The organism is Streptomyces sp. MS19, assembly GCF_047200595.1.
Classification (GTDB): Bacteria; Actinomycetota; Actinomycetes; order Streptomycetales; family Streptomycetaceae; genus Streptomyces.
In genome coordinates, this window is the sequence record NZ_JBJZOH010000013.1 from 1 (window position 1) to 24,232 (window position 24,232).

General features: G+C 74.2%; 19 protein-coding genes. 5 read left to right on the forward strand and 14 right to left on the reverse strand.

Annotated elements, in window-relative coordinates; all coding sequences use genetic code 11:
- Window positions 1-221: 221 nt before the first annotated feature.
- Window positions 222-1,232, reverse strand: coding sequence for a stage II sporulation protein M (locus ACL02R_RS15235; protein WP_412797434.1), 1,011 nt, complete (start codon window positions 1,230-1,232; stop codon window positions 222-224).
- A gap of 54 nt (window positions 1,233-1,286) precedes the next feature.
- On the opposite strand from ACL02R_RS15235, the gene ACL02R_RS15240 reads away from it, so the two are divergent.
- Window positions 1,287-2,243 carry an RDD family protein gene (locus ACL02R_RS15240; protein WP_412797435.1) on the forward strand — a complete coding sequence of 319 codons (957 nt, stop codon included), beginning with the start codon at window positions 1,287-1,289 and terminating at the stop codon, window positions 2,241-2,243.
- On the opposite strand, the gene ACL02R_RS15245 is transcribed toward ACL02R_RS15240, so the two are convergent.
- The 7 genes from ACL02R_RS15245 to ACL02R_RS15275 all read right to left on the reverse strand — a co-directional run bounded on the left by ACL02R_RS15245 (window position 2,227) and on the right by ACL02R_RS15275 (window position 9,289).
- Window positions 2,227-2,853 (reverse strand): hypothetical protein, encoded by a 627-nt coding sequence (locus ACL02R_RS15245; RefSeq protein ID WP_412797436.1) that lies wholly within the window; start codon window positions 2,851-2,853, stop codon window positions 2,227-2,229. The genes ACL02R_RS15240 and ACL02R_RS15245 overlap by 17 nt on opposite strands.
- Before the next feature lie 58 nt (window positions 2,854-2,911).
- The gene (ahcY, locus tag ACL02R_RS15250; RefSeq protein ID WP_412797437.1) at window positions 2,912-4,339 is read right to left on the reverse strand and encodes an adenosylhomocysteinase; all 1,428 of its coding nucleotides are present in this window, start codon (window positions 4,337-4,339) and stop codon (window positions 2,912-2,914) included.
- Between the two features lie 267 nt (window positions 4,340-4,606).
- A complete protein-coding gene (manA, locus tag ACL02R_RS15255) occupies window positions 4,607-5,806 on the reverse strand; it encodes a mannose-6-phosphate isomerase, class I (protein WP_412797438.1) in 1,200 nt (399 codons plus the stop codon).
- A gap of 47 nt (window positions 5,807-5,853) precedes the next feature.
- A complete protein-coding gene (locus tag ACL02R_RS15260; protein ID WP_412797439.1) occupies window positions 5,854-7,038 on the reverse strand; it encodes an SIS domain-containing protein in 1,185 nt (394 codons plus the stop codon).
- A gap of 47 nt (window positions 7,039-7,085) precedes the next feature.
- A complete protein-coding gene (locus ACL02R_RS15265) occupies window positions 7,086-7,286 on the reverse strand; it encodes a Trm112 family protein (RefSeq protein ID WP_412797440.1) in 201 nt (66 codons plus the stop codon).
- A gap of 139 nt (window positions 7,287-7,425) precedes the next feature.
- The gene (locus ACL02R_RS15270) at window positions 7,426-8,784 is read right to left on the reverse strand and encodes a phosphomannomutase/phosphoglucomutase (protein WP_412797441.1); all 1,359 of its coding nucleotides are present in this window, start codon (window positions 8,782-8,784) and stop codon (window positions 7,426-7,428) included.
- A gap of 124 nt (window positions 8,785-8,908) precedes the next feature.
- Window positions 8,909-9,289, reverse strand: coding sequence for a DUF3499 domain-containing protein (locus tag ACL02R_RS15275; RefSeq protein WP_412797442.1), 381 nt, complete (start codon window positions 9,287-9,289; stop codon window positions 8,909-8,911).
- Window positions 9,290-9,555: 266 nt separating this feature from the next.
- Between ACL02R_RS15275 and ACL02R_RS15280 the strand changes: the two genes are divergently transcribed.
- Window positions 9,556-9,948 carry a metallopeptidase family protein gene (locus ACL02R_RS15280; protein ID WP_412797443.1) on the forward strand — a complete coding sequence of 131 codons (393 nt, stop codon included), beginning with the start codon at window positions 9,556-9,558 and terminating at the stop codon, window positions 9,946-9,948.
- Between the two features lie 35 nt (window positions 9,949-9,983).
- Here ACL02R_RS15280 and ACL02R_RS15285 read toward each other — a convergent pair whose 3' ends face one another.
- The 3 genes from ACL02R_RS15285 to ACL02R_RS15295 form a co-directional block, all read right to left on the reverse strand.
- Complete coding sequence (locus tag ACL02R_RS15285) at window positions 9,984-11,537, reverse strand: DUF5719 family protein (RefSeq protein ID WP_412797444.1); 1,554 nt, start codon at window positions 11,535-11,537, stop codon at window positions 9,984-9,986.
- Window positions 11,534-15,157, reverse strand: coding sequence for a glycosyltransferase (locus ACL02R_RS15290; RefSeq protein WP_412797445.1), 3,624 nt, complete (start codon window positions 15,155-15,157; stop codon window positions 11,534-11,536). Before ACL02R_RS15290 ends, ACL02R_RS15285 begins: the two co-directional genes overlap by 4 nt.
- Window positions 15,158-15,273: 116 nt before the next feature.
- Window positions 15,274-15,537 (reverse strand): WhiB family transcriptional regulator, encoded by a 264-nt coding sequence (locus ACL02R_RS15295; protein ID WP_004952403.1) that lies wholly within the window; start codon window positions 15,535-15,537, stop codon window positions 15,274-15,276.
- Between the two features lie 594 nt (window positions 15,538-16,131).
- Between ACL02R_RS15295 and ACL02R_RS15300 the strand changes: the two genes are divergently transcribed.
- The 3 genes from ACL02R_RS15300 to ACL02R_RS15310 are packed head-to-tail and all read left to right on the forward strand — an operon-like array spanning window position 16,132 to window position 18,945.
- Complete coding sequence (locus tag ACL02R_RS15300; RefSeq protein WP_412797446.1) at window positions 16,132-16,632, forward strand: cysteine dioxygenase; 501 nt, start codon at window positions 16,132-16,134, stop codon at window positions 16,630-16,632.
- A 13-nt stretch (window positions 16,633-16,645) separates the two neighbouring features.
- Window positions 16,646-17,611, forward strand: a complete 966-nt coding sequence (gene cofD / locus ACL02R_RS15305; RefSeq protein WP_412797447.1) for a 2-phospho-L-lactate transferase — start codon at window positions 16,646-16,648, stop codon at window positions 17,609-17,611.
- Window positions 17,608-18,945, forward strand: a complete 1,338-nt coding sequence (locus ACL02R_RS15310; protein ID WP_412797448.1) for a coenzyme F420-0:L-glutamate ligase — start codon at window positions 17,608-17,610, stop codon at window positions 18,943-18,945. Before cofD ends, ACL02R_RS15310 begins: the two co-directional genes overlap by 4 nt.
- A 1-nt stretch (window position 18,946) precedes the next feature.
- Here the strand turns inward: ACL02R_RS15310 and ACL02R_RS15315 are convergent, their stop codons facing one another.
- The 3 genes from ACL02R_RS15315 to ACL02R_RS15325 all read right to left on the reverse strand — a co-directional run bounded on the left by ACL02R_RS15315 (window position 18,947) and on the right by ACL02R_RS15325 (window position 24,226).
- On the reverse strand, window positions 18,947-20,044 hold the full coding sequence (locus tag ACL02R_RS15315) for an LCP family protein (protein ID WP_412797449.1): 1,098 nt from the start codon (window positions 20,042-20,044) through the stop codon (window positions 18,947-18,949).
- 589 nt (window positions 20,045-20,633) lie between these two features.
- Window positions 20,634-22,358, reverse strand: a complete 1,725-nt coding sequence (locus ACL02R_RS15320; RefSeq protein WP_412797450.1) for an LCP family protein — start codon at window positions 22,356-22,358, stop codon at window positions 20,634-20,636.
- 74 nt (window positions 22,359-22,432) lie between these two features.
- Window positions 22,433-24,226: an LCP family protein gene (locus ACL02R_RS15325; protein ID WP_412797451.1), complete on the reverse strand. Its 1,794-nt coding sequence runs from the start codon at window positions 24,224-24,226 to the stop codon at window positions 22,433-22,435.
- Window positions 24,227-24,232: the final 6 nt, after the last annotated feature.

Genomic DNA, 24,232 nt, shown 5'->3' on the forward strand with positions numbered 1-24,232 from the left:
GTGTCCACTACTTTAGAGGCATTCCCCGGCTTTTCCAAATCGGCCCCCGCGCGGTCTATTCGGGCCATGCCGAACAAGACCCTTGCGGGTTTCGAGAGGTCGAGCGAGAGAGTGCCACTTCAGTGGCGGAAGCCGCTTACCGGAATCACCGTTGTACACGGCGGCTCGGTGGCAGCTCGGAGAACGTTACGCCGCTGTGGCGGGCGCGTCAAACCGGCTGTTCAGGCGGCCACGGGGACCTCCGCCTCGCGGTCGGCGGCCACCACGTCACCCGTCTCCCCCGCCACGGCGGCACGCCTGCCGACCACGAAGACATAGAGGAGGAACAGCCCCTCCGCGACCACGCCGATGGCGATCCGCGCCCAGGTCGGCAGACCCGAGGGTGTCACGAAGCCCTCGATCAGTCCGGAGACCAGCAGGACCACGGCCAGCCCGACGGCCATGCCGAGGGCGGCCCTGCCCTCCTGTGCCAGGGCGGTCACGCGCGTCCGCGGGCCCGGGTCGATCACCGTCCAGCCCAGGCGCAGGCCGACCCCGGCCGCGAGGAAGACGGCCGTCAGCTCCAGCAGGCCGTGCGGCAGGATCAGGCCGAAGAAGACGTCGAGACGGCCGGCCGAGCCCATCAGGCCCACGCCGATGCCGACGTTCACCGCGTTCTGGAGGAGCACCCACAGGACCGGGATGCCGAGCAACGCGCCGAAGGCGAGACACATCGCGGCTACTTGGGCGTTGTTCGTCCAGACCTGGGCCGAGAAGGCGGCGGCCGGACTGCTGGAGTAGTACGTCTCGTACTGGCCGCCTGGCCGCGTCATCTCGCGGAGGTCCTCCGGGGCGCCGAGAGCGGCCTGGACGTCCGGGTTCCCGGCGATCCACCAGCCGGTCACGGCGATGACCAGGACACTGACCAGTGCGGCGGGCAGCCACCAGCGCCACGTGCGGTAGCAGGCCGCGGGAAAGGCGGAGGTGAAGAAGCCGAGCGCGTCCCGCCAGGTCGCGCGGCGGGTGCCCACGACGGTGCTGCGGGCGCGGGCGACGAGCGTCGTGAGCCGGCTGATGAGCGCCGGGTCGGGGGCCGTCGACCGCAGCTGGGAGAGATGGGTGGCCGTGCGCTGGTAGAGCGTGACCAACTCGTCGGCCTGCGCGCCGCCGAGCCTGCCCCTGGGCGTGCGCAGCAGGGCTTCGAGGCGTTCCCATTCCGCCCGGTGGGTGGCGACGAAGACGTCCAGGTCCATGGGACAGAGCTTGTCAGACGGGAATGCCACACTGTCCAGAGGAAGGGGGTCACGATGAGTCAACTGGTGACGGGGGACGCGGTCGTCCTGGGGCTCCAGCCCGCGCGTCTGCCGAGCCGGGCGATGGCCGTGCTGCTCGATCTGCTGATCGTCTTCAGCGCCTATCTGCTGGTCTCGATGCTGCTCCTCAGCTCCGTGTTCTCCCTCGGCACGGCCGCGACGGCGGCCGTGCAGGTCGCCCTCTTCGTCCTCCTGCTGGTCGGTGCCCCCATCGCGGTGGAGACGCTGAGCGGGGGGCGCTCGGTGGGGAAGGCGGCGTTCGGGCTGCGGGTGGTGCGGACCGACGGCGGGCCCATCCGCTTCCGGCACGCGCTGGTCCGCGGGGCGGTCGGGGTGGTGGAGCTGCTCCTGACCCTCGGGACGGTCGGTGTCATCGCGTCGCTCGTGTCGGCGGAGGGGCGGCGGCTCGGGGACGTCTTCGCGGGCGCGCTGGTGGTGCGCGAGCGGCTGCCGGGGGCGGCGTCGCGGCCCGTGCCGCCCGCGCCGCACTGGCTCGCGGGCCACTTCACCGAACTCGACCTGTCCCGGGTGCCCGACGATCTGTGGCTGTCCGTACGGCAGTTCCTCACCAGGCTGCCGCAGCTGGACCGGACCGTGGCCTGGTCGATGGGGGTGCGGCTGTCGCAGGAGCTGATGGCGCGTGTCGGTGTCGCGGCGCCCGCAGGGGTGCAGCCGGTGGACTACCTGTCCGCGGTGATGGCCGAGCGGCAGCGGCGTGAGGCGGCGCGGATGTACGCCGCAGGGCAGCACGTGCAGCACGTACAGCAGTGGCCGCAGGCGCAGTACCCCCAGCAGCAGTACCCGCAACAGCAGTACGCGGCGCCGCAGTACGCGCCGCAGCAGCCGTACTTCCAGCCCCAGCAGCAGGCGCAGGCGCAGCCCGTGGCCGGGCCGCGGGAGATACCGGTGCAGGAGCCGCCGTCCGGGGGTGGGTTCACTCCGCCTGGGTGAGGACGGACGGAGGTGAGTCGAGTGCCGCCAGTTCGACGCCCGGTGCGGCGAGGACGACGTCGCCCGCGAGGTGGACCGTGCCGCGCGCGCCCGTCTCCAGGTCGTCCAGCTGGTAGTGGTCGACGGTGAGCGTGCCGGTGTCGGTGGCGTGGTCCTCGGAGCCGAGGAGCGTCCAGCCCTGGTCGAGTGTGCGGGGCGCGAGGTGCGGTGCGGTGAAGGCGACCGTGCGGACGCGTGCCGTGGGGGCTTCCGGGGTGAGGCGCAGCAGGCGGGCGGTGGCGATGAGGAAGGCCGGGGACTCGCCGGAGAACGCGCGGGCGCCGGGGGTGCGCTGCTCGTCGGCGTCCGTGCCGTCCGCGCCCATGCGGACCCAGGTCAGGCCGTCGAGGGCGGCGCCGCGTACGCGCCAGTGGGCGGCGGCCAGTTCGAGGCGTACGGGGCGGCCGAGCGCGTCGAGGGTGAGGTCCACGGAGCCCGTGGGGGCGCCGGTCCCGGTCGTGCGCCGGGAGACGTACCGCCATCCGGTCGGGCCGGGCGCGCACTGGAAGTGCTCGTCGGCCGGAGGGGTGCGGTCGTCGGGGTCGTGCAGGCGGTAGCGGCCTCTGGGCATGGGGTGGGGTGCCGGTGTGCCCGGCCCCGCGGACGGGGCCGGGCACTGGGACGGCTGGTCAGTAGCGGTAGTGCTCGGGCTTGTACGGGCCCTCAACCTGGACGCCGATGTACGACGCCTGCTCGGGGCGCAGCACGGTGAGGCGCGCGTCGAGCGCGTCCAGGTGGAGGCGGGCGACCTTCTCGTCCAGGTGCTTGGGCAGCGTGTAGACGCCGGTCGGGTACTCGTCGGTCCGGGTGTAGATCTCGATCTGGGCGATCGTCTGGTTCGCGAAGCTGTTGGACATCACGAACGACGGGTGGCCGGTGGCGTTGCCCAGGTTCAGCAGACGCCCCTCGGACAGGACGATGATGGTGTGTCCGTCCGGGAAGGTCCAGGTGTGGACCTGCGGCTTGATCTCGTCCTTCACGACGCCGGGGATGCGGGCGAGACCGGCCATGTCGATCTCGTTGTCGAAGTGCCCGATGTTGCCCACGATCGCCTGATGCTTCATACGGCTCATGTCCGCCGCCATGATGACGTCGCGGTTGCCGGTGGCGGTGACGAAGATGTCAGCCGTCTCCACCACGTCGTCCAGGCGGGCGACCTGGTAGCCGTCCATCGCGGCCTGGAGGGCGCAGATGGGGTCCACCTCGGTCACGATGACCCGGGCGCCCTGGCCGCGCAGGGACTCGGCGCAGCCCTTGCCGACGTCGCCGTAGCCGCAGACGACAGCGGTCTTCCCGCCGATGAGGACATCCGTGCCGCGGTTGATGCCGTCGATCAGGGAGTGACGGACACCGTACTTGTTGTCGAACTTCGACTTGGTCACGGAGTCGTTCACATTGATCGCGGGGAACAGCAGAGTGCCCTCGCGGAACATCTCGTAGAGGCGGTGGACGCCGGTGGTGGTCTCCTCGGTGACGCCGCGGATCTCGGAGGCCGCCTGGGTCCACTTCTGCGGGCTCTCGGCGACGGTGCGGGTCAGCAGTTCGAGGATGACGCGGTGCTCGTCGTTCTCGGCGGTGGACGGGTCGGGGACCTTGCCGTCCTTCTCGTACTCGACGCCCTTGTGGACGAGGAGGGTGGCGTCGCCGCCGTCGTCGAGAATGGCGTTGGGGCCGCCGGTCGGCGCGTCGGCCCAGGTGAGGGCCTGCTCGGTGCACCACCAGTACTCCTCCAGCGTCTCGCCCTTCCACGCGAAGACGGGGATGCCGGCTGCGGCGATCGCGGCGGCGGCGTGATCCTGGGTGGAGAAGATGTTGCACGAAGCCCAACGCACACGGGCACCGAGAGCGACCAGAGTCTCGATGAGGACGGCGGTCTGCACGGTCATGTGCAGGGAGCCGGTGATGCGGGCGCCGGCGAGCGGCTGGGCGGCTCCGTACTCCTCGCGCAGGGCCATCAGGCCCGGCATCTCGTGCTCGGCGAGGGTGATCTCCTTGCGGCCGAACTCGGCGAGGGAGAGGTCGGCGACCTTGAAGTCGCCGGAGGTGTTCGACGTCATGACGTCTGCTCCTGTGGAGGTGAGCGGATGGCGGACAGGGTGCGGCGTCGGGCGCGCGGGAGGGCGCGACCGTGCTTCCGCGGTCCGTCGGAGGGCCTTCTTACCCCTCGGCCGGGCGGTGTGCGACCGCCCGACTGCCATCAGCATCGACTGTGACTCCGCCGCCGAATCTACACCGCGGCCCCCGGGGTGACTCAAGGCCCGGCGGTCGATACCGGCCACACGTCGCGCCGGGGCGGCGCGTTCCGCCGTCCCGGGGTGGTGGGGTCAGGGGGCGACGGCGGCGCGGAAGAGCGTTCCGGCGCCGGAGACCTCCACGCGGTCGGCGGCGGTGGCCCAGGCGGACCTGCCGGGGGCGAGGGTGAGGGTGGTGCCGTCGGCGGTGCGCAGGTCGGCGTGTCCTTCGGTGCACAGCAGGATCTGCGGGCCGCCGTGCGGCAGGGCGCGCGGGGGTGCGCCGTCGGTGAGGAGGTGGCGCGAGAGGCGGAACTCGTCGATGGGCACGTCGTACGTGTGGTCCGCGCGGTCGGCCGGGTCGCCGGCGGGGCCGATGACGCCCGGGTCCGTCGGCTCGAAGCGGACGATGCGCAGGAGTTCGGGCACGTCGATGTGCTTGGGCGTGAGGCCGCAGCGCAGGACGTTGTCGGAGTTGGCCATGATCTCGACGCCGAGGCCCTTGAGGTAGGCGTGCGGGACGCCGGCGGCGAGGTAGAGCGCCTGGCCTGGCTGGAGCCGTACGTGGTTGAGCAGCATCGCGGCGATGACGCCGGGGTCGCCGGGGTAGTGGCGGGCGATGTCGGCGTAGGCGGCGTACGGGCCCTCGGGGTCGTCGGCGCCGAGGCGTGCGGCGGCCTCCGCGGCCTGAGTGGCCGAGGCGGCGATGGCGTCGCGGTCGGCCGTCAGGACGGCGGTGAGGACCTCGCGCAGGGCGTCGGTCGCGGGGCGGGCGCGCAGCAGGTCGGCGTACGGCTTGAGGCTGTCCACGCCGAGGCCGTCGAGGAGGCCGGCGGTCGCGGCGGGGTCGCGGAAGCCGCAGAGGCCGTCGAACGGGGTGAGGGCGCAGATCAGTTCGGGCTTGTGGTTGGCGTCCTTGTACGTGCGCTCCGGCGCGTCCGCGGGGACGCCGCGCGCCTCCTCGGCCGCGTAGCCTGCCTGGGCCTGGGCGCGGTCCGGGTGGACCTGGAGGGAGAGCGGTGACCCGGCGGCCAGGACCTTGAGGAGGAACGGCAGCGACGGGCCGAAGCGGTGCACGGTGTCCTCGCCGAGCTGGCCCTCGGGGTCGGCGGCGATGGCGTCGGCCAGGGAGAGCGGGCCGCCGGGGCGTTCGAGGCGGGAAGGGGCGCCCGGGTGCGCGCCCATCCACAGTTCGGCCTGGGGCTCGCCGGTGGGCTCGGTACCCAGGAGGCGGGGTATGTCGGTGAGGGAACCCCAGGCGTAGGGCCGGACGGTGTTGGTGAGGCGGTCCACGTGTGCGTCGTTCCTTTGCGGTTCTGCCGGTGGCGCGGCGGGCTCGGTCAGCCGCGGGCGCCTGAGGTGAGGGCGAGGTAGACGGCGGCGAAGTCGAGCTGGGCGATCAGCTCGGCGGCGGTGGCGAGGAGGCCGCCGCCCTCGGCGATCGCCGGTTCGCCGAAGGCGATGCCGTGTGCCTGTGCCAGGTCGCGGGCGGTGTCGGCGGCGCTGCCGGTGCCCTCGTCGGTCGCCGGGAGTGGGCTGCGGAGCAGCAGGACGCGGGCGTGGAGGGGCGCCGGCTCGTCCACGCGGTCCCGGAAGAAGTCGTCGGGGTCGCCGGTGGAGGCGGCGAGGTTGCCGGACAGCAGCGCGCGGTGGGTGAGGAGCGCCTCGGGCAGCTCGGCCGTGAGGGCGGGGCGTCCGGCGAGGGAGGCGAGGATGGCGGCGGCGTGGCGGGCGGCGGCGCCCGCGACGGGCCCTTCGCTCCACAGGAGCGGGAGGGTGTCGGCGAAGCTTGTGGCGAGGGTCTTCGCGGGGTTGTCGGTCATGCGGACGGTGGGTCCGCAGCGTTCGGCGACGGAGTCCAGGCGGTCGGCGAGGAGTTGGAGGGCGGCCGGGCTCGCGTGGGGGTCCTCGTCGGGGCCCGCGCCAGGCGGCGGGTCGAGCAGGCCGAGGCGGTCGGCGAGCATCAGGGCCGGGGTGACGAGGGCCCAGGCGTGGCCAGGGGTGGCGGCGGGGCCGCCCGTCTCCAGGTAGGGCGCCGGGGTGAGGGGGATGACGGGGCTGCGCCGGTGCGCGGCGACGCCCGCCAGAGGGCTGTCCGCCGGGGCGATGACGGCGACCGCGCAGCCACGGCGGAAGGCGGCCTCGACGAGCAGCGCGAGGCCGGGCTCGGAGCCGTCGGACGTGGTCAGGAGCAGCAGGTCCAGTGAGCCCACCCAGCGGGGCAGCGGCCAGGTGAGGGCACCGTGCGCGGCCAGGGGGCCGGTGGGGCGCAGGTGGGTGACGCGGACGGAGTCGCCCGCCAGGGCGGTGAGCAGTCCCGCGGTGAGCGGGGTGGCCGGTCCCGTGCCCGCCACGAGGAGCGTCCCCGGGCGGCCCTGCGGGGTGAGGCGGCCGAGGTCGGACTCCTCCGCTCCCCTGGCGGCGGTGCGCACCTGGGCGCCGGACGCGGCGACGGCGCGGAGCATGCCGTGCGGGTCGGCGCGGAGCAGTTCGTCCGGGGCGTCGAGCAGCGATTCGTCGATCATGCGGGAGCTCTCTCCGGTCGCCGTGCGGCGTGCGTGTCGGGCCGGGGTCAGCCGGTCCTGCGGGCCTCGTCCTCCAGGAGGACGGGGATGCCGTCCTGGACGGGGTAGGCCAGTGCGCAGGTGTCGCCCGTGCAGACGAGTTCGCCGGACTCGCCGTCCCCGGTGCCCTCCTCGGCCTCCTCGCGCAGCGGCGCGTGGCAGGCGGGGCAGGCCAGGATCTCCAGCAGAGCGGCCTCGACGAGCGGCATGGCGTCTCCCCTGCGGCTGTGCGGTGCGGGCGGGAGGCCCGTACGCGGGTGGTGTCGGATGGTGTCGCTGTTGTCGCGGATCACCCTACCCGCAGGTCCGCCGCCCCGGCGCGGCGAGCCGGGGCGGCGGGTGACGCGGTCAGGCGCGGACGAGGGCGAGGACCTCGTCGCGGACCTTCTCGACGGTGCCGGCGTCGCGGGCCTCGACGTTGAGGCGCAGCAGCGGCTCGGTGTTGGACGGCCTGATGTTGAACCACCAGTCCGCGGCGGTGACGGTGAGACCGTCCAGCTCGTCGAGCGTGACGCCCTCGCGGTCGGCGAACGCGGCCCTGACGGCGGCGGTGCGGCCTTCCTGGTCGTCCACGCGGCTGTTGATCTCGCCCGAGGCGGCGTACCGGTCGTAGGCCGAGACGAGGCCGGAGAGCGGTCCCTCCTGCTGCCCGAGCGCGGCGAGGACGTGCAGGGCGGCGAGCATGCCGGTGTCGGCGTTCCAGAAGTCGCGGAAGTAGTAGTGCGCCGAGTGCTCGCCGCCGAAGATGGCGCCGGTGCGGGCCATCTCGCCCTTGATGAACGAGTGTCCGACGCGGGTGCGGACGGGCGTGCCGCCGTTCTCCCTGACGACCTCGGGGACGGTCCACGACGTGATGAGGTTGTGGATGACCGTGCCGCCCGGCGTCTTGCCCAGCTCGCGGGCGGCGACCAGGGCGGTGATGGCGGACGGGGGGACGGGCTCGCCGCGTTCGTCCACGACGAAGCAGCGGTCCGCGTCGCCGTCGAAGGCGAGGCCGATGTCGGCGCCCGTCTCGCGGACCTTCGCCTGGAGGTCCACGATGTTGGCGGGATCGATGGGGTTGGCCTCGTGGTTCGGGAAGGTGCCGTCCAGCTCGAAGTACAGCGGGACCAGTTCGACGGGCAGGTCGGCGAGGACGGTCGGGACGGTGTGGCCGCCCATGCCGTTGCCCGCGTCGACGACGACCTTCAGCGGGCGGATGCCCGACAGGTCCACGAGGGTGCGGAGATGGGCCGCGTAGTCGCCGAGGACGTCGCGCTGCCCGATGGCGCCCGGCTCGGTGACCGGGTCGGGCGCGCCGTCGGCGGCCCAGCGCTCGACGAGCGCGCGGATGTCGGCGAGGCCGCTGTCCTGCCCCACGGGGGCGGCTCCGGCGCGGCACATCTTGATGCCGTTGTACTGCGCCGGGTTGTGGCTCGCGGTGAACATGGCGCCCGGCACGTCCAGGGCGCCGCTGGCGTAGTACAGCTCGTCGGTGGAGCACAGGCCGATCTCGGTGACGTCGGCGCCGCGCCCGGCGGCGCCCTTGCCGAAGGCGCGGGAGAGACCGGGGGACGACGGACGCATGTCGTGTCCGATGACGATGGCGGTGGCGCCGGTGATCTCGGCGAACGCGGCGCCGAACAGCTCGGCGAGCCGCTCGTCCCACTGATCGGGGACCACACCGCGTACGTCGTATGCCTTCACGATCTGTGACAGGTCCGGCACAGCTAACCCCTTGTCTGGCGGTGGCTTCATGGGCGGTGTCCGGGCCGTCCTGTGGTCCGCTGACGGGGCGTTCGGCGGACGGTCCGGTCGGGAGCGCTCCACCGTTCAATGTACCGGCCGCCGATCACTGCTCCGGGGAACGCAGAATGCGCAGATGCCCGCGGCGGGCGACCTCAACCGGGTCCGCGCCGCGCGGCGGGGGCCCGGGGGGCGGGTCCTGACGGGGCGGCGGGGTGCGGGCGGCCTCGCGGACGGCGTCGGCGAGCGCTTCGAGGTCGTCCCCGCTGGGCCGGACCGCCGCCGGGTCCACGGCGAGCCTGACGACCTCCCAGCCGCGCGGCGCGGTGAGCCGCTCGGAGTGCTCGGCGCACAGGTCGTAGCAGTGCGGCTCGGCATAGGTGGCCAGGGGGCCGAGGACTGCGGTGGAGTCCGCGTAGACATAGGTCAGGGTCGCCACGGCGGGGCGGGCGCACGCGGTGCGCGAACAGCGGCGGACGGGACTCACGATGTTGGACCGTACCGCACTCCTGAGCGGGCCGCGACGACTCGGGGCGGCGTCACCCCGCCGTGTCGCCCTAGGGGCGTCCGGCCTGTACGGATTCGCCCGGAGGTTCGGTGTTGTCCTCCCCCGGGACGGTACCGCACCGTGTGCTCACCATCTGGCGCCCCGTCATCTATGGTCGGACGTTGATGGACGATTCCAGCGGCGCATCCCCGGCTCCCCCGGGTCCGGCGGGCAGGCACCGGCACCGGGACAGGCACGGCCGCGGCATGCGCGGACCCGTGGCGCCGCCGCAGGTGCCGCTCGCGGTGAGCAGGGCGGACACGTTCGACTCGCTGGTGCACGACTCGGCCGAACGGCTGCGGCGGCGGCTGCCGGAGCTGGACGACGTGGTGTTCGCCGTCCTGGACGTCCCGCTGCTGCCGCCGGAGGGCGAGGGCGGTACGCGGGGGGTGACGCCGGACGCCGTACCGCTGGGCGGGGTGCTGCGCGGGAAGGGCACGCGGCCGGACCGGATCGTCGTGTACCGGCGGCCGGTGGAACTGCGCAGCAGGGACCGTGACGAGTGCGCGCAGCTCGTGCACGACGTCGTGGTGGAGCAGGCGGCCGAACTGCTGGGGCTCGCGCCCGAGTCCGTGGACCCGAGGTACGGGCAGGACTGAACCCGGAGGTCCGGCCCCGCCCGTACGGTCCGCGTTCAGTCCGTGAGGATGGACAGGTCCTGCTCCGTCCCGGGCACGGCGACCGTGGAGCGGTCGTCGGGCAGCGTCTGGACGGTGACGAGCGGCGCGTCGCCCCCGCCCATCGTGAGGATGCGGGCGGCGTGGAGCGGGCCGCCGTCCGTCTCGACCGTGAGGGAGTACGGCGCCTCGGTGCCGTCGGGCAGCTCGGGGGCGAGGGCGAACGTCGTCGTGCCGTCCACGGTGTACTGCTCCGTGACGGGCTCGCCGCCGTCCGTTCCCGCCGAGACGGTCACCGACACATCGACCGCGCCCTCGGGGGCGGTGAGGGCGAGGAGGGTGCCGGACGCCGTGTTGCCGGTCGCGGTGGCGCGGTGTCCGACGGGGGCGGTGACCGGGATGAACGCCGTCTCCGGCGGGGCGTCCTCGTCGTCGCCGCCCATGATCACCTGGAGCGCGGCGAAGACCGGCCCTGTCCCGGTGCCCGCCGCGCGGGTGAGGACCAGCGAGCCGGGCTCGTCCTGCGTCAGGCCGCCGAGGTCGACCGCGGTGACGGCGCCCGCCGTGACGTCCACCGTCTCGTGGCCGGCCGGGGTGATCGTGCCGCCGCCGCCCGCGAGGCCGACGTCGAGGACGACATCCGCGTCACCCGGCGTGAAGGCGAACAGCCGGACGCTGCGCGCCCCCGCCGGGATGCCGGGGAGGACGAGCGCGCCGTCGGGGGCGGCGGACGGGGGCAGCCAGTCGGCGCCGCCCGCCGTGTCGACCGCCTCGATCTGCGCGCCGATGCGCCCGCTGCGCGCCGTCACGTGGACGGCGAGGGCCGGGATCTCCTCGGCGGTCAGTGTCGCGAGGCGGACGGGGACGCTGCTGCCGCCGGGGACGGCGATGTTCTGGCCCGCCTCGCTCTCGACCGCGCCCTCGGGGCCGTACAGCTCGATGTCCACGACGGTGGCGGCCGGGTCGGGGTTGGTCAGGTGGACGTAGTCGTGGCGGGCGGCGCTCGTGCTCGCGCCCGCGAACCAGAAGTCCGTGTCGGGGGCCTGGCAGGCGGTGCCGAGGAGGGCGTCGCCGCTGTCGCCCTCCGTCCTGGTGGTCTGCTGGACAGTCCAGCCGGGGGCGAGGGCCTCCTCGGCGGTGCCGGTCAGCGCGGGGTGGTCGGGGCCGGTGACGCGGCCGGTGACGGGGATGCCGGGGGCGGCCAGCGGGAGGACGGGGTCGGGCTCCTCCGACTCCTCCGACTCCTCGGTCTCCCCGGCGTCCTCCTCGGTGCCGGGGGCGTACTCCGGCGCGGGGACGAGCGCCGCCAGGCTCTCCTGCTGCTCCTCCGCTTCGCCGTCGGGCACGTCGGGCGCCGACTCCCCGGGGAGCGGCGGGGTGTACGCGGTGTACCAGGTCGTCGCCGACTCCGCGGCCGTGGGGCGGGGGCAGGCGAGCGTGGACCGTTCGACCGGGCGGGGCTCGGTCGGCAGGGCCGCCGCCTCGCCGTCCGCCGGGCGCAGCGCGGCCGCGCCGGTGATCGCGCCGATGGCGGCGACGACCGCGACGAGGGACATGAGGGTGCGGTTCACCGCTGGTTGCTCCCGTCACCGTAGTCGGCCGGGTAGTCGTACGGCCTGACGTGCTGGGGGTCGTAGGGACTGCCGTCGTACCCGTCCTGGCCGTAGCGCTCCTGGCCGTTCCAGCTGCCGTCCTGCTGCTGCGGGATGGCGCCGCCGTCCTGGTAGCCGCCGTCCTGGTAGTAGGGGCCCTGCTGCGCGTACGGGTCGCCGTACGCGCCCTGCCCGTACGGGTCGGGGGCGTAGTCGGGCTCCGGGGCGTACGCGAGCGCGGGGTCGGGCTGCTGTTCCGCCTCGGGCTCCGGCTCGTGCGCCGGCGCGCCGGGCACTGCGTCGGGGGTGAGGTCGGTGTCCGGGCCCTGCTGGGCCGGGACGGTCGCCGTACGGCGTGCCCTGCGGCCCTGGGCGGGCTCCGCCTGCTCCTCGGCCTCCGGCAGGTCGTCGTCCAGCTCGCGGCGGCGGCCCGGCAGGGCGAGCACGCACAGCACCAGCAGGCAGAAGCCCTGCGCCCACACCCACACCGTGTGGGTGAACGGCGTCTCGTGGACGACGTCGAGCCGCCCGCCGCCCGCCGGGAGTTCGAAGCCCTGGGCCCAGCCGTCCAGCGTGACCGGCGTGAGGGCCCGCCCGTCCAGCGTGGCCTGCCACGCGTCCGAGGCGCTGTCGGCGAGCCGCAGCGTGCGGCCCTCCGGCCCGTCGGGCAGGTCGGTGTGGATCTCGACGGAGTCCGCCGGGACGGGGACCGCGTCGGCGTCCGGGGCGTCCGCCCCCGCGGGCAGGACCATGGCGCGGGCCACCTCGCGGTCGACGCGCCACAGGGACGTGCCGTCCTCCTGGCTGAGCCGCTGGAGTCCCGGGGTGGTGTCGAGCACGCGCCGCAGTTCCTCGGGCGAGCCGTCCTGCACGAGCACGTACCGCACCGCGTATCCGGCGAGCACGGCCGTCTGGTCGGCGCCCGAGCCCGCGACGAGTTCGCCGACCGCCTGGCCCAGGGTGTCGTTGGCGCCGAGGGCGTCGGCGAGGTCGGCGTCGCCCAGGCGGGCGCCCGAGCCGCGGACGAGGGTGTACGTGACGTGTCCCGCCGGTTCGGCGTCGCCGCCGGGGCGTCCGGCGAGGACGAGGGTCCTGGCCTGGTCGCGGGTGGTGCTCTCGGCGGCGACGAACGCGGGCACCTGCACGGCGTTGCCGCGTTCCAGGGGCCCGTCGGCACCGCCGAGCGCCCAGCCCGCGGCGACCAGCAGCGGACCGGCCGCCGCCGTGCCCGCAACGGCCACAGCGAGCGGCTGCCGCCAGCCGAAGCTCTGCGCGGCGACGCGGTAACGGGCGCCGTCCGCGCCGAGGACGCCCGCGCACAGCAGCGCGAGGCCGTAGACGAGCGTCGCGGGCCCGGACCAGGTCTCGCCACTCGACCAGACCGCGAAGAGCAGGCCGGCGAGCGCCACCGTCCAGGCCGTGAGGATGGCGGGGCGGCGCTCGGCGCGCAGGAGGGCGCCGAGCGCGGCGAGGACGACGCCGATCAGCAGCCAGGTGCCGGGGGTGCCGGGGCCGCCCGGGTTGGCGTTCAGCAGCTGCGCAGCGCCCGGCCGGCCGGTGTCGAACGGCAGCCCCGCCTCGTGGAGGAACTCGGCCGGGCTCAGCAGCACCGACCACGACCACGGGCCGAGCAGCACAGCGGGGGTCAGGAGCACGGCCGCCGCCCGCAGCGCCTTCGCCTTCAGCACGCCGGGCGCGGGGCGCAGCGGGAGGACGAGCGCGACGACGGCGAGCAGCAGCGTGAGCGGCCAGACGACGGGCGTGAACGCGGTGGTGACCGTCAGGAGGAGCGCGTACGCCCACACCGCGCGCCAGGGTCCGCGCCCGCCGCTGGTGTGCCCCGCGGCGAGGACGGCGCAGCGTGCCATCAGGGGCAGCAGGACGGCGAGGACCGCCGTGCCGATGCGGCCGCCGGCGAGCGCGCCGGTGACGGCGGGCAGGAAGGCGTACGCGATGCTGCCCCAGGCGCGCAGGAGGCGGGACATGACGAGCGGCCGGGACGCGAAGTAGGCGCTGGCGCCCGCCAGGGGGACGGAGGCGACGAGCAGCAGGCTGACGGCGCCGCCCGGACTGCCGAGCAGCAGCGTGGAGAGCAGGCCGAACAGCGCGAGGTACGGGGGGGCGTTCTCGGTGCCGCCGGTGCCGACGGGCTGCCAGGTCTCCAGGTAGCGGTCCCACAGGGCCGCGGCCTCGGCGGGGGCGGGCAGGAGGGCGCCGCCGGTGAGGGCGCCGCCGCCGATCAGGTCGCGGCAGGCGAGCAGCGAGGCGAGGAGGAGGCCGAGGAAGAGCATCGGTCCCGGGCGCCGCGCGAGGCGGCGCACGCGGGCGAACTGCTCGACCTGGAGGTCCTCGGCGTCGTCGTCGGTCGGGCCCGACTCGACGGCGCCGTGGCGTCCGCCGGAGGAGGCGGCCGGGTCGTTGCGTCCCCCGAAGTTGCTGACGACCTGTTCGGCGGTGGTGCGGAGAGTGGCGCCGGCCGGGGGGAAGAGGGGGCGCAGTTCGCGCGGGTCGAAGCCGGGGGCCGTGGCGCGCTTGCGGTTGCGGCGCGCGGCGAGGATGCGTTCCGGCCGCAGGAAGGTGCTGAGCAGTCCCGCGGTTTCGTCGAGGGCGCGGCCGGGGAGCTTTCCGACGAGATAGCCGAGGACGCGCAGGAGGGTGCCGAGGACGAGACGGAAGACGACCCAGGGCAGGGTGCGTCCTGGCGCGTTGACGAGGAGCGCGTAGGCGGCGGCTGCCTTGTCCACCCGGTGCGGGCTGCCGCCGAGCCGTCCCGCGCAGTCGATGGAGCGGCGTTCGCGCGCGGCCGCCTCGGCGTGGCGGACGACGGCGGCCGGGGCGACCAGGACCTGGTGTCCGGCGGCGTGGGCGCGCCAGCACAGGTCGAGGTCGTCGCGCATCAGCGGCAGGCGGCGGTCGAATCCGCCGAGCTGCTCGTACACGTCGCGGCGGATGAGCATGCCCGCGCTGGACACGGACAGGACGGGCCTGACCTGGTCGTGCTGGCCCTGGTCCTGCTCGCGGCGGTCGAGGCCGGTCCAGCGGCGTCCGCTGTTGGCGACGCTCGCGCCGGTCTCCAGGAGCTGCCTGCGGTCGTACCAGCCACGGAGCTTGGCGCCGATGACGGTGGCCGAGGGGCCGGCGTCGGCCTGGCGGAGCAGTTCGAGGAGGGCGTCGGGCGCCGGGGCCGAGTCGTCGTGCAGCAGCCACAGCCAGTGGACCGGTTCGCCGTGGGGGAACTCGGGCAGGTCGTAGGTGCTGTTGTCCCAGGTGCGGGTGACGGGGTCCCAGGCGGGTGGCCGCTTGAGGTAGGGCAGTTCGTCCGGCGTGAGGACGGGTGCGGTGCGGGTCGCTTCGGCGACAGCGGCGCCGAAGCCGGTGCGGCGGGCGAGGTGCAGCACACGCTCGGCGCCGAGGGCTTCGGTGACCAGGGTGGCGGAGGAGTCGGCGCTGCCGGTGTCGGCTGCGATGACGTCCTGGACCGGCCGGTCCTGGCCGAGCAGTCCCCGCAGAACCTCGGGGAGCCAGCGTTCGCCGTCGTGCGAGACGAGCACAGCGGTGACGACGTGCCGCGGGAATTCGGGATGGCTTTGCACGGACATCGAGGGCGGGCCCCGGTTCGCTGGACGGTGGTGGACGTCGCACCACACTAGCGGCTGGGAACGGCCTGCCCCTCCTGTCCGGCGGGCCCGTCCCGCCGGTCGGCGCGCCGGCCGCGTCAGACGGCCGCCTTCTTCAGACGGCGGCGTTCCCGCTCGGACAATCCGCCCCAGATACCGAAACGTTCGTCGTTGGCGAGGGCGTATTCGAGACATTCCGAGCGGACCTCGCAGGCGAGGCACACCTTCTTCGCCTCGCGTGTGGAACCGCCCTTCTCGGGGAAGAACGACTCGGGATCGGTCTGGGCGCACAGCGCGCGCTCCTGCCAGCCGAGTTCTTCGTCCGCCTCTTCGACGAGCAGTTGTTGGAACAGCTCGGTCATATGCGCGCCCCTCGTCTTCTTTGCGTCCCCGTGATGCCGTCGTTATCGATCCCGCTCGAACGACATGAGTGAAATTACAAGTGTGGGGCTCTGCGGCAGTCAAGCCACGGTCTGCCATTCACCAGATGATTCACCCTGCGGCACCACAGCCATACGGAAAGTGTTCAAATCGGCACAAACTATGCTCGCCCACCCCACCACCGGTCTCCCAACCCGGTCGATCTCATTCACTTCGGGTCTCCTTGTGCAAAGAAGGACGACCGCGCGCGCCGGTGCGTTGCCACCGGCGTACGACAGCGACAGGGATCACAGCCGCATCACGGATGAGCAACGGGGCACCTGTCCCGGACCCGCCGCGCATAAACCTTTCCGCATCCAGCCGGACCGGAAGTGATGAAACAATGCCCGTGGCCGTGTACCCCGTTGACCGGGACGTACGCGGACGCGCGCGTCCGCGCGTACCCGCCGGTCCCGTCCGGCCGGGTCCGGTCCGACGCTTCCCGGCCAGGCGGCCGTTCATCTTTCCCGACGTCAGAACAGCCCAGCCGTCCGAGCGACCCGAGCAACCGAGCACCCAGAGGCGCACCGCACTCCATGGACAACGACAACGCGATCGCCGGCGACCCGCTGGCGATCCCCCACCTGCTGCCGCCCGTCACGGGGCACCCCACCACCGTCGCCCAGTTCGCCGGCCTCGCCGGTGCCCTGGCCGGGGACCGGGAGTGTTGGGCGCCGCTGGTGCGGTACGACGCGGTGAGCCGCTGGTACCACCGGCTGCGGACGGGTCCCGGGTACGAGGTGTGGCTGCTGAGCTGGGTCCCCGGGCAGGGCAGCGGGCGGCACGACCACGGCGCGTCCAGCGGCGTGTGCGCCGTCCTGTCGGGGGCGCTCACCGAGGACGCGGGAGCGCGCGGCGCACGGGTCCTGACGCCCGGTTCGCTGCGCGTCTTCGGCCCCGGCTACGTGCACGAGATGGTCAACGCGTCGCTGGAACCGGCCGTCAGCCTCCACATCTACTTCCCCGGCCTGACGGAGATGCGGATGTACCCCCGGGAGGCCGCCGCACCCGTCTCACGGGCCGCCCTGGGCTGCTGACAGACTGGCACGCATGCGACGTATCGTGGCTCTCTCCGGCGGCATCGGCGGGGCCCGCTTCCTGCGGGGCCTGCGCCGTGCCGCCCCCGAAGCGGACATCACCGTCATCGGCAACACCGGCGACGACATCCACCTGTTCGGCCTCAAGGTCTGCCCCGATCTCGACACGGTGATGTACACCCTGGGCGGCGGCATCCACGAGGAGCAGGGGTGGGGCCGGGCCGGGGAGACGTTCGCCGTCAAGGAGGAACTGGCCGCGTACGGCGTCGGGCCCGAGTGGTTCGGGCTCGGCGACCGCGACTTCGCCACGCACATCGTGCGGACGCAGATGCTCGCGGCCGGCTACCCGCTCAGCGCCGTCACCGAGGCGTTGTGCCGCCGGTGGGAGCCGGGCGTGCGCCTGCTGCCCATGACGGACGACCGCGTCGAGACGCACGTGCTGACCGACGACGGCGACGGCGGGCGCAAGGCCATCCACTTCCAGGAGTACTGGGTGCGGCTGCGCGCCGAGGTGCCCGCACACGCGATCGTGCCGGTCGGCGCCGAGCAGGCCGAGCCCGCGCCCGGCGTGCTGGAGGCGATCGGGGCGGCGGACGTGGTGCTCTTCCCGCCGTCGAACCCCGTGGTGAGCATCGGCACGATCCTGGCCGTCCCCGGCATGCGCGAGGCGATCGCCGGCGCGGGGGTCCCGGTCGTGGGCCTGTCCCCCGTGATCGGCGGTGCGCCGGTGCGCGGCATGGCGGACAAGGTGCTGGCGGCCGTGGGCGTGGAGCCGACGGCGGCGGCCGTCGCCCGGCACTACGGGTCCGGCCTGCTGGACGGCTGGCTCGTGGACACGGTGGACGCGGACGCGGTCGGGGCGGTGGAGGAGGACGGCATCCGCTGCCGCGCCGTGCCGCTGCTGATGACGGACCTCGACGCCACCACCGACATGGCGCGGGCGGCGCTGGCACTGGCCGGGGAGGTCGTGAACCCATGACAGGCGAGGGACAGCCGGCGGGGGACGCGCCCTCGTACGCGGTCTGGGCGCTGCCCGGCATCCCCGAGGTGCGGGCCGGGGACGACGTGGCGCGGCTGGTCGCCGACGCGGCGTCGGGGGCGGGGCTGCCCGGCCTCGCCGACGGGGACGTCGTCATCGTGACGTCGAAGATCGTGAGCAAGGCGGAGGGGCGGCTGCGGCAGGCCGACGACCGGCAGGCGGCGATCGACGAGGAGACCGTACGGGTCGTCGCGCGGCGCGGGCAGGCCAGGATCGTGGAGTCGCGGCAGGGGTTCATCATGGCCGCGGCCGGGGTGGACGCGTCCAACACCCCGGTGGGTACGGTGCTGTTGCTGCCGGAGGACCCGGACGCGTCGGCCGAGCGCATCCGGCGGGGGCTGCGGGAGCTGCTGGGCGTCGAGGTCGGTGTCGTGGTCACCGACACGTTCGGCAGGCCGTGGCGCGAGGGGCAGACGGATGTAGCGATCGGCGCGGCCGGGATCGAGGTCGTGGACGACCTGCGGGGCGGCACCGACCCGTACGGCAACCCGCTCGGCGTCACCGTGACGGCGCTCGCGGACGAGCTGGCAGGGGCCGGTGACCTCGTGAAGGGGAAGACGGCCGGGCTGCCCGTCGCCGTCCTGCGCGGGCTCGGGAACCGGGTCGGGGAGACCGGGCAGACGGCGCGCGACCTGATCAGGGACGCGGCCGGGGACATGTTCCGGCTGGGGACGTCGGAGGCCGTGCGGGAGGCGGTGACGCTGCGGCGGACCGTGCGCGAGTTCACCGACGAGCCGGTGGACCCGGCGGCGGTGCGGCGGGCGGTGGCCGCCGCGGTGACCGCGCCCGCGCCGCACCACACGACGCCCTGGCGCTTCGTGCTGCTGGAGTCGGCGGGGGCGCGCAAGCGGCTGCTCGACGTGATGCGGGACGCGTGGGTCGCGGACCTGCGGCGGGACGGGAAGTCCGAGGAGAGCGTCGCCCGGCGCGTGCGGCGTGGTGAGGTGCTGCGTGCGGCGCCGTACCTGGTGGTGCCGTGCCTGGTCGCCGAGGGGGCGCACGCCTACCCGGACGAGCGGCGGGCGGCGGCGGAGCGGGAGATGTTCGTCGTGGCGATGGGCGCCGGGGTGCAGAACCTGCTGGTCGCGCTCGCGGGCGAGGGCCTCGGCTCGGCGTGGGTGTCGTCCACGATGTTCTGCCGGGCTGCGGTACGGACGGAGCTGGGGCTGCCGGACGACTGGGACCCGATGGGCGCGGTCGCGGTGGGGTACGCCGCGGGGCAGGCGAAGGCGCGGCCGGCGCGGGACGTGGCGGCGTTCGTCGAGGTCAGGTGAGTCAGCACAGGACGTCGTCGGCCGTGGTGGTGGGCGGGGCGTGACCTGCGGGGGGCGCGCCGTCGTTCTTGTCGCGCGCGCCGGTGCGTCCCGGCTCGTCGGGCAGCGGCTCGTCCTCGCGTACGGCGTCGAACAGGCGGTCGGCCGCCGTTCCGTCCCAGACGACCGTGGAGCCGAGGCCGGGGACGTCGCGGGCGGTGTCGGCGATGGGGACGGAGCCGAAGCGGGTGTCGGCGGTCGTGAGCCTGCCCATGGCGCGGGCCAGCGTCAGCATCTCCTCGGCGCCGAAGCCGCGGTCGGCGCTGACCGAGCCGATGAGGGCGTCGACCGTGTCGGACAGGCGTCCTGGGTTGAGGAGCGTGCCGCTGCCGAGCGCCTGGTCGAGGAAGGCGGCGAGGAAGCGCTGCTGGCGCTCCATCCGGCCGAGGTCGGAGGCGCCGTCCACGTGGCGCGCCCGGACGTACGCGAGGGCCTCGGCGCCGTCGAGGGTGCTCGTCCCGGCGGGCAGGTCGAGGCCCGCGTAGTCGTCCTTCAGCGGGCGCTCCGCGCAGACGCGGACGCCGCCGACGACGTCCACGGCCCGCATGAAGCTGACGAAGCTGACCTCCAGGTAGTGGTCCACGCGGACGCCGGTGAGGTCCTCGACCGTGCGGACGAGCAGGCCGGGGCCACCGTGGGAGAGCGCGGCGTTCAGCTTGTCGGGGTGGGCCGGGTGCCGGTCGCCCGTGACGGCGAAGGTGTGGGCGGGCAGTTCGGCGTACGAGTCGCGGGGGAGGCCGATGAGGTCCACGCGGTCGCGGTCGGCGGAGACGTGGAGCAGGAGGACGGCGTCGGCGCAGTGGCAGGCGGTGCTGCCGAGGTGGTAGGCGCGGCGTTCCTCGTCGGTGAGGCCCTCGCGGGTGTCGGTGCCGACGAGGAGGATGTTCAGGCCCCGGCCCGCCTCGGGGCGGCCCGCCAGGTCGTCGAACGGATCGACGCGGTGCACGCCGCCGGTGACCGTGCCGACCACGCTGTGGCCGACGCCGCTGGTGGCGAGGACGAGGGCGGCCAGGCCGGCGGCGGCGCGCAGGGCCCGGCGGCGGGTGCGTCGTGCCGGCATGGTGCACCACCTCCCGACGTCACGGTATGGCCATACGATCTACCGACCGGGGCGGCGCGCGCCGGGTTCGCCCGTTCGCGGGAGCGGGCGGGCGGAATCGCCGCACGACCGGTCGCGCCGGGGACGGGCCGCCGCACCCGCGCCCGGCTCGACGCGACGGTCGGCGTGCCGTGGCGCTTCGGGGCGGGCGGGCGGAACGGGGCTGCCGGAGGTGCCGGGCACGGTCGCGTCGGCGTGCGGAACGCGGCGTTCCGTGCCCGGGGCGTCTTCCGCCGGTCGGAGCGGCAGCGACAAGGCCGCCGCGACGAGGAGCCGGCCCGCGCGCGGGACGGGGAACCGGACCGCCGCGTCCGCTCTCGCGGGAGCTGCCGGTGCCGTACCGGCCCGGCCCGGACCCGGCCAAGCGCTACCCGGGCCACGGGCGTCGGCGCCGCATGGCGACCCGTCGCCGGTCCCGTCATGGGAATCGCGCTGACACGGCGGTCACGGCGGGGTCCCGTACCGACGGGCCGGGGGCGCGTGTCCGTCCCAGGCCGACCCCGCTGACCCGGCACACGAGGTCATCGCGTCGCGGCGGGAGCGCGGGGCGTCACCAGGTGTACATCGGCAGCGGGTTGACCTCCATGCACGTGTCCGAGTCGGCGCCGGAGAGGATGTCCTCCTCGTCGACGGCCTGACCGCCGCCGCTCGCCTCGCCCCCGCTGCCGCCGTCACCGCTGCCGCCGTCCGGGGCCGGCGCCTCGGACGGCGGGACGAACTCCGTTCCCTCGCGCCAGTCGGCGCCGATGATGAGGGTCACCTGGTCCACGCTCGTGGAGATCCGCACCGCGCTGCCCGGCAGGCCGAGGGCCTCCGCGACGGCCTGGGCGTTCGGCTTGTCGGCCTCGTCGGCGTACAGGACGCGGGAGGTGACCTCGCTCGACATCGTCGCGTCCGTGGCGGCCTGGGTGAAGCCGAGGCTCAGGAGGTGGTCGGTGATGACGGCGGCGCGGCCGTCCACCGGGACCTGGCCGTCGGCGCCCGTGCCGTTGCGCACGGCGACGGGGATGGTGTCCTCGGGGTCGGCGGTGGCCTCGGCCGAGGCGTCCGCGTCGGGCTCGGCGGGGGCGGCGTCCTGGTCGTCGAGCGGGATGTCGTCGCGGACGAGGGCGAAGAGCGCCTCGGCCTCCGCCAGATCGGGGATGATCCGGTTCTCGTCGTCCGGGTCGGGGAGCCACGGGAGGGTGACGCTGTTCATGCGGTCGCCGGGCACGGCGCGCAGGTCCTGGCCGAGGTCGTAGAGCTTCTGGACGCTGCCGAGGCCGTGGTCGACGGTCAGGGCGTTCGTCGCCGCCTCGGCGAGGTCCATGAGCTGCCCGGTGTTGGTGAGCGAGGTGCTGCCCTGGAGCTCGTCCACCATGTTGCTCAGGTACATCTGCTGGGCCTTGGTGCGGCCGACGTCGCTGCCGTCGCCGAACGCGTGGCGGGTGCGCAGCCACTGGAGGGCCTGCTCGCCCTCCACGACGCTCTCCCCGGCGGGGAGGCGGAGGTGGGAGTCGGGGTCGGCGATGTTCTTGTCCACGCAGACGGGGACGCCGCCCACCGCGTCGGCCATGCTCACGACGCCCGCGAAGTCGAGCATCATGAAGTGGTCGATGGGTATGCCGGTCAGTTCCTCCCAGGTGGCGACGGTGCAGCCGGGGCCGCCGTGGCCGAGGGAGGAGTTGATGGCGGCCTTCGTCACGGCCGGGTACACCTCGCCGGTCTCCGGGTCGGTGCACTCGGGTATGGAGACCATGGTGTCGCGCGGGATGCTGATCAGCGTCACGTTGCTGCGGTCGGCCGAGGCGTGCATGAGGATCTGGACGTCGGCGCGCTGACCGCCGTCGCCACCGCCGCCGAGCGCGGCGTTCTCGGCACCCTCGCGGGAGTCGGAGCCGAGCAGCAGGATGTTCAGCGGCGTCTGGCCGGCGGCGTTGGGCCGGGAGCGCTCGACCTGGCTGTTGCCGAGGTTCAGCTCCTCCTTGTCCAGGTTGCCGTTGAGGTGGCGTATGTAGAGGTACGCGCCCACGGCGACGGCCAGGACGACGAACGCCAGCGAGCCCGCGACCCAGACGAGGACGCGGCGCCAGCGCGGCTTGGGCTTCTTGCGGCGGCGCTGCGCCCGCCCGCCGGTGGCCGGGGCCGGGGACGGCGGGGCGCCGCCCGGCCGGGCGTCCGGGGCGGCCCGCTGGAGCGGGACCGTGCCCTGGTCGCGGTGGAGGTCCTCGTCCCAGCCGCGTTCCGCCGCGTGGGCGGAGCCGGCGGAGGACCCGCCGTCATCGTCGCCGCGCATTCCGCCTCGCCGCACGGGTACCTCCACTCTTCTCCGGTCGCGGGGCGCGGGCCACGGGGGTGGCGCCGCTCGTCTCAGGAGGCGCAGACATCCTCGTCCGCCTGGATGCTGTCCACGCCCTCGGGGATCTCGGCGGGAACCTCGATGGGCTCACCGGCGCCCCTGAAGTCGTCACCCAGGACCAGGACCATCGCCTCGCGCTCGCCCGACTCGCCCGGCAGCTCCTGGAGCGCCGAGTCAGGCAGGCCCATGACGGCGGCGAGGGTGGCGGCCTGGTCGGCCTGGTCCGCACGGTACTCCAGAGTGGTGGTCTCCTGGGGCTCCGGGGCGTTGCTCTTGTTGGTCGCGAGGCGCATGCCGTGCTCGTTCTGCAACCAGGTCAGGGTGTCCTGGGCCGCGCCGATGACGCCGCCGCCGTTGTAGACGTCCACGCGGACGTCCTCGGGGGCGGCGCGGTTCGCCTCCTCGGCCGCCGCCTCGGCCGCGGCCTCCTCCTCGGCGGCCCGGTCCGGGTCGATGTCCTCCTGGAGCATCCGGAAGATCGGCGCGGCGCGCTCCTCGTCCAGGACGACGGTGGCGCGTTCGTCCGGGGCCTCGTCCGGGTTGTCGCGCACCGGGAGAGTGACGAAGTTGACATCCGACATGGGGATGCGGCCGATGTCGGAGGCGAGGTCGTAGAGGCGCTCGATGTTGCCGATGCCGGTGTCCACGGTCAGCGCCTTGGTGGCGGTGTCGGCGAGGTCCCAGAAGTCGGTGAGGCTGGAGAGCACGTCGGAGTCGGTGACCTGGCGGGCCATGGAGGCGAGGAACTGCTGCTGGAGCCGGATGCGGTCGAGGTCGCTGCTGTTGCCGACGCCGTAGCGGGTACGGACGAAGGACAGGGCGTCCTCGCCCTGAAGGATGTGGTCGCCGGGCGTCAGGTCGAGGCCGGACTTCTCGTCCACGATGTGCTCGCTCACGCAGACCGGGACGCCGCCGACGGCGGTGGAGAGGTCCTTGACGGCGTCGAAGTCCGCCATCATGAAGTGGTTGATCGAGACGCCGGTGAGCTGCTCGACCGACCGCCAGACGCAGCCGGGGTCGCGGCCGAACGCGCCCATGCTGGTGTTGAAGCGCTGGCCGTAGGTGGCGGCGATCGTCTCCTTGCTGCCGTCCTCGTGGGTGACCTGGCACTCGGGTATGTCGGTGACGAGGTCGCGCGGGATGCTGAGGGCGGTGGCGTGCTCGCGGTTCTTGGAGAAGTGGATCAGGATCGTGGTGTCGTTGCCCTCGCTGGCCTCGCCGCCGTACGAGTCGTTGCCGTCGCCGGTGCGGGTGTCCGTGCCGATGATCAGAAGGTTGACGGCCTCGTCGTGGGAGAACGGGTTGTCTATGCCCGTGTCGACCTTGTCGATGTTGCCGTTGAGGCGGTCCCACGCGTACCAGGCGAGACCCGCGGCGACGACGACCACGAAGGCGGTCGAGCCGCCGACCCACAGGAGGACCTTCCTGGTGCGGGAGCGCCGCGGCTTGGCCTTGCGGCGGCCGCGGGCGGCGCGGCGGCCGCCGGGCGGCGCGGTGCCGACCCGTTCGGCCGGGGTGTCGCCGCCGGGGCGGCGGGCCGGGCGGGGGCCGGTCGCGGGGCCGCTGCCGGTGCCGCTGGTCGTCGGGGCGGAGCGGTCCCCGGTGCTCTCGACGGACGGGGCGCGACGCTGCCGTGGCGGCGCGTTACGGGGTGTGCCCGTCCCCCGGTCCGCCGGGGGGCGGTCGGCCGGTGCCGGCTGCCGCGCCCCCGGCAGTCGCAGTTCGTAACTGCCGGTGTCCGGGTTGAACACCCACTGATCCGCGGGGTCGATGTCGCCCGCGCCCCCACGTCCCTGCCCGTCCACGTTTCG

Excerpts from the sequence above, each read along its gene's own strand:
- ACL02R_RS15260 (WP_412797439.1), bottom strand. The coding sequence starts at position 7,038 with ATGATCGACGAATCGCTGCTCGACGCCCCGGACGAACTGCTCCGCGCC.
- cofD (WP_412797447.1), top strand. The coding sequence starts at position 16,646 with ATGCGACGTATCGTGGCTCTCTCCGGCGGCATCGGCGGGGCCCGCTTC.
- ACL02R_RS15280 (WP_412797443.1), top strand. The coding sequence starts at position 9,556 with ATGCGCGGACCCGTGGCGCCGCCGCAGGTGCCGCTCGCGGTGAGCAGG.
- ACL02R_RS15300 (WP_412797446.1), top strand. The coding sequence starts at position 16,132 with ATGGACAACGACAACGCGATCGCCGGCGACCCGCTGGCGATCCCCCAC.
- ACL02R_RS15265 (WP_412797440.1), bottom strand. The coding sequence starts at position 7,286 with ATGCCGCTCGTCGAGGCCGCTCTGCTGGAGATCCTGGCCTGCCCCGCC.
- ahcY (WP_412797437.1), bottom strand. The coding sequence starts at position 4,339 with ATGACGTCGAACACCTCCGGCGACTTCAAGGTCGCCGACCTCTCCCTC.
- ACL02R_RS15320 (WP_412797450.1), bottom strand. The coding sequence starts at position 22,358 with ATGCGCGGCGACGATGACGGCGGGTCCTCCGCCGGCTCCGCCCACGCG.
- ACL02R_RS15290 (WP_412797445.1), bottom strand. The coding sequence starts at position 15,157 with ATGTCCGTGCAAAGCCATCCCGAATTCCCGCGGCACGTCGTCACCGCT.
- ACL02R_RS15295 (WP_004952403.1), bottom strand. The coding sequence starts at position 15,537 with ATGACCGAGCTGTTCCAACAACTGCTCGTCGAAGAGGCGGACGAAGAA.
- ACL02R_RS15245 (WP_412797436.1), bottom strand. The coding sequence starts at position 2,853 with ATGCCCAGAGGCCGCTACCGCCTGCACGACCCCGACGACCGCACCCCT.
- ACL02R_RS15240 (WP_412797435.1), top strand. The coding sequence starts at position 1,287 with ATGAGTCAACTGGTGACGGGGGACGCGGTCGTCCTGGGGCTCCAGCCC.
- ACL02R_RS15235 (WP_412797434.1), bottom strand. The coding sequence starts at position 1,232 with ATGGACCTGGACGTCTTCGTCGCCACCCACCGGGCGGAATGGGAACGC.
- ACL02R_RS15310 (WP_412797448.1), top strand. The coding sequence starts at position 17,608 with ATGACAGGCGAGGGACAGCCGGCGGGGGACGCGCCCTCGTACGCGGTC.
- ACL02R_RS15315 (WP_412797449.1), bottom strand. The coding sequence starts at position 20,044 with ATGCCGGCACGACGCACCCGCCGCCGGGCCCTGCGCGCCGCCGCCGGC.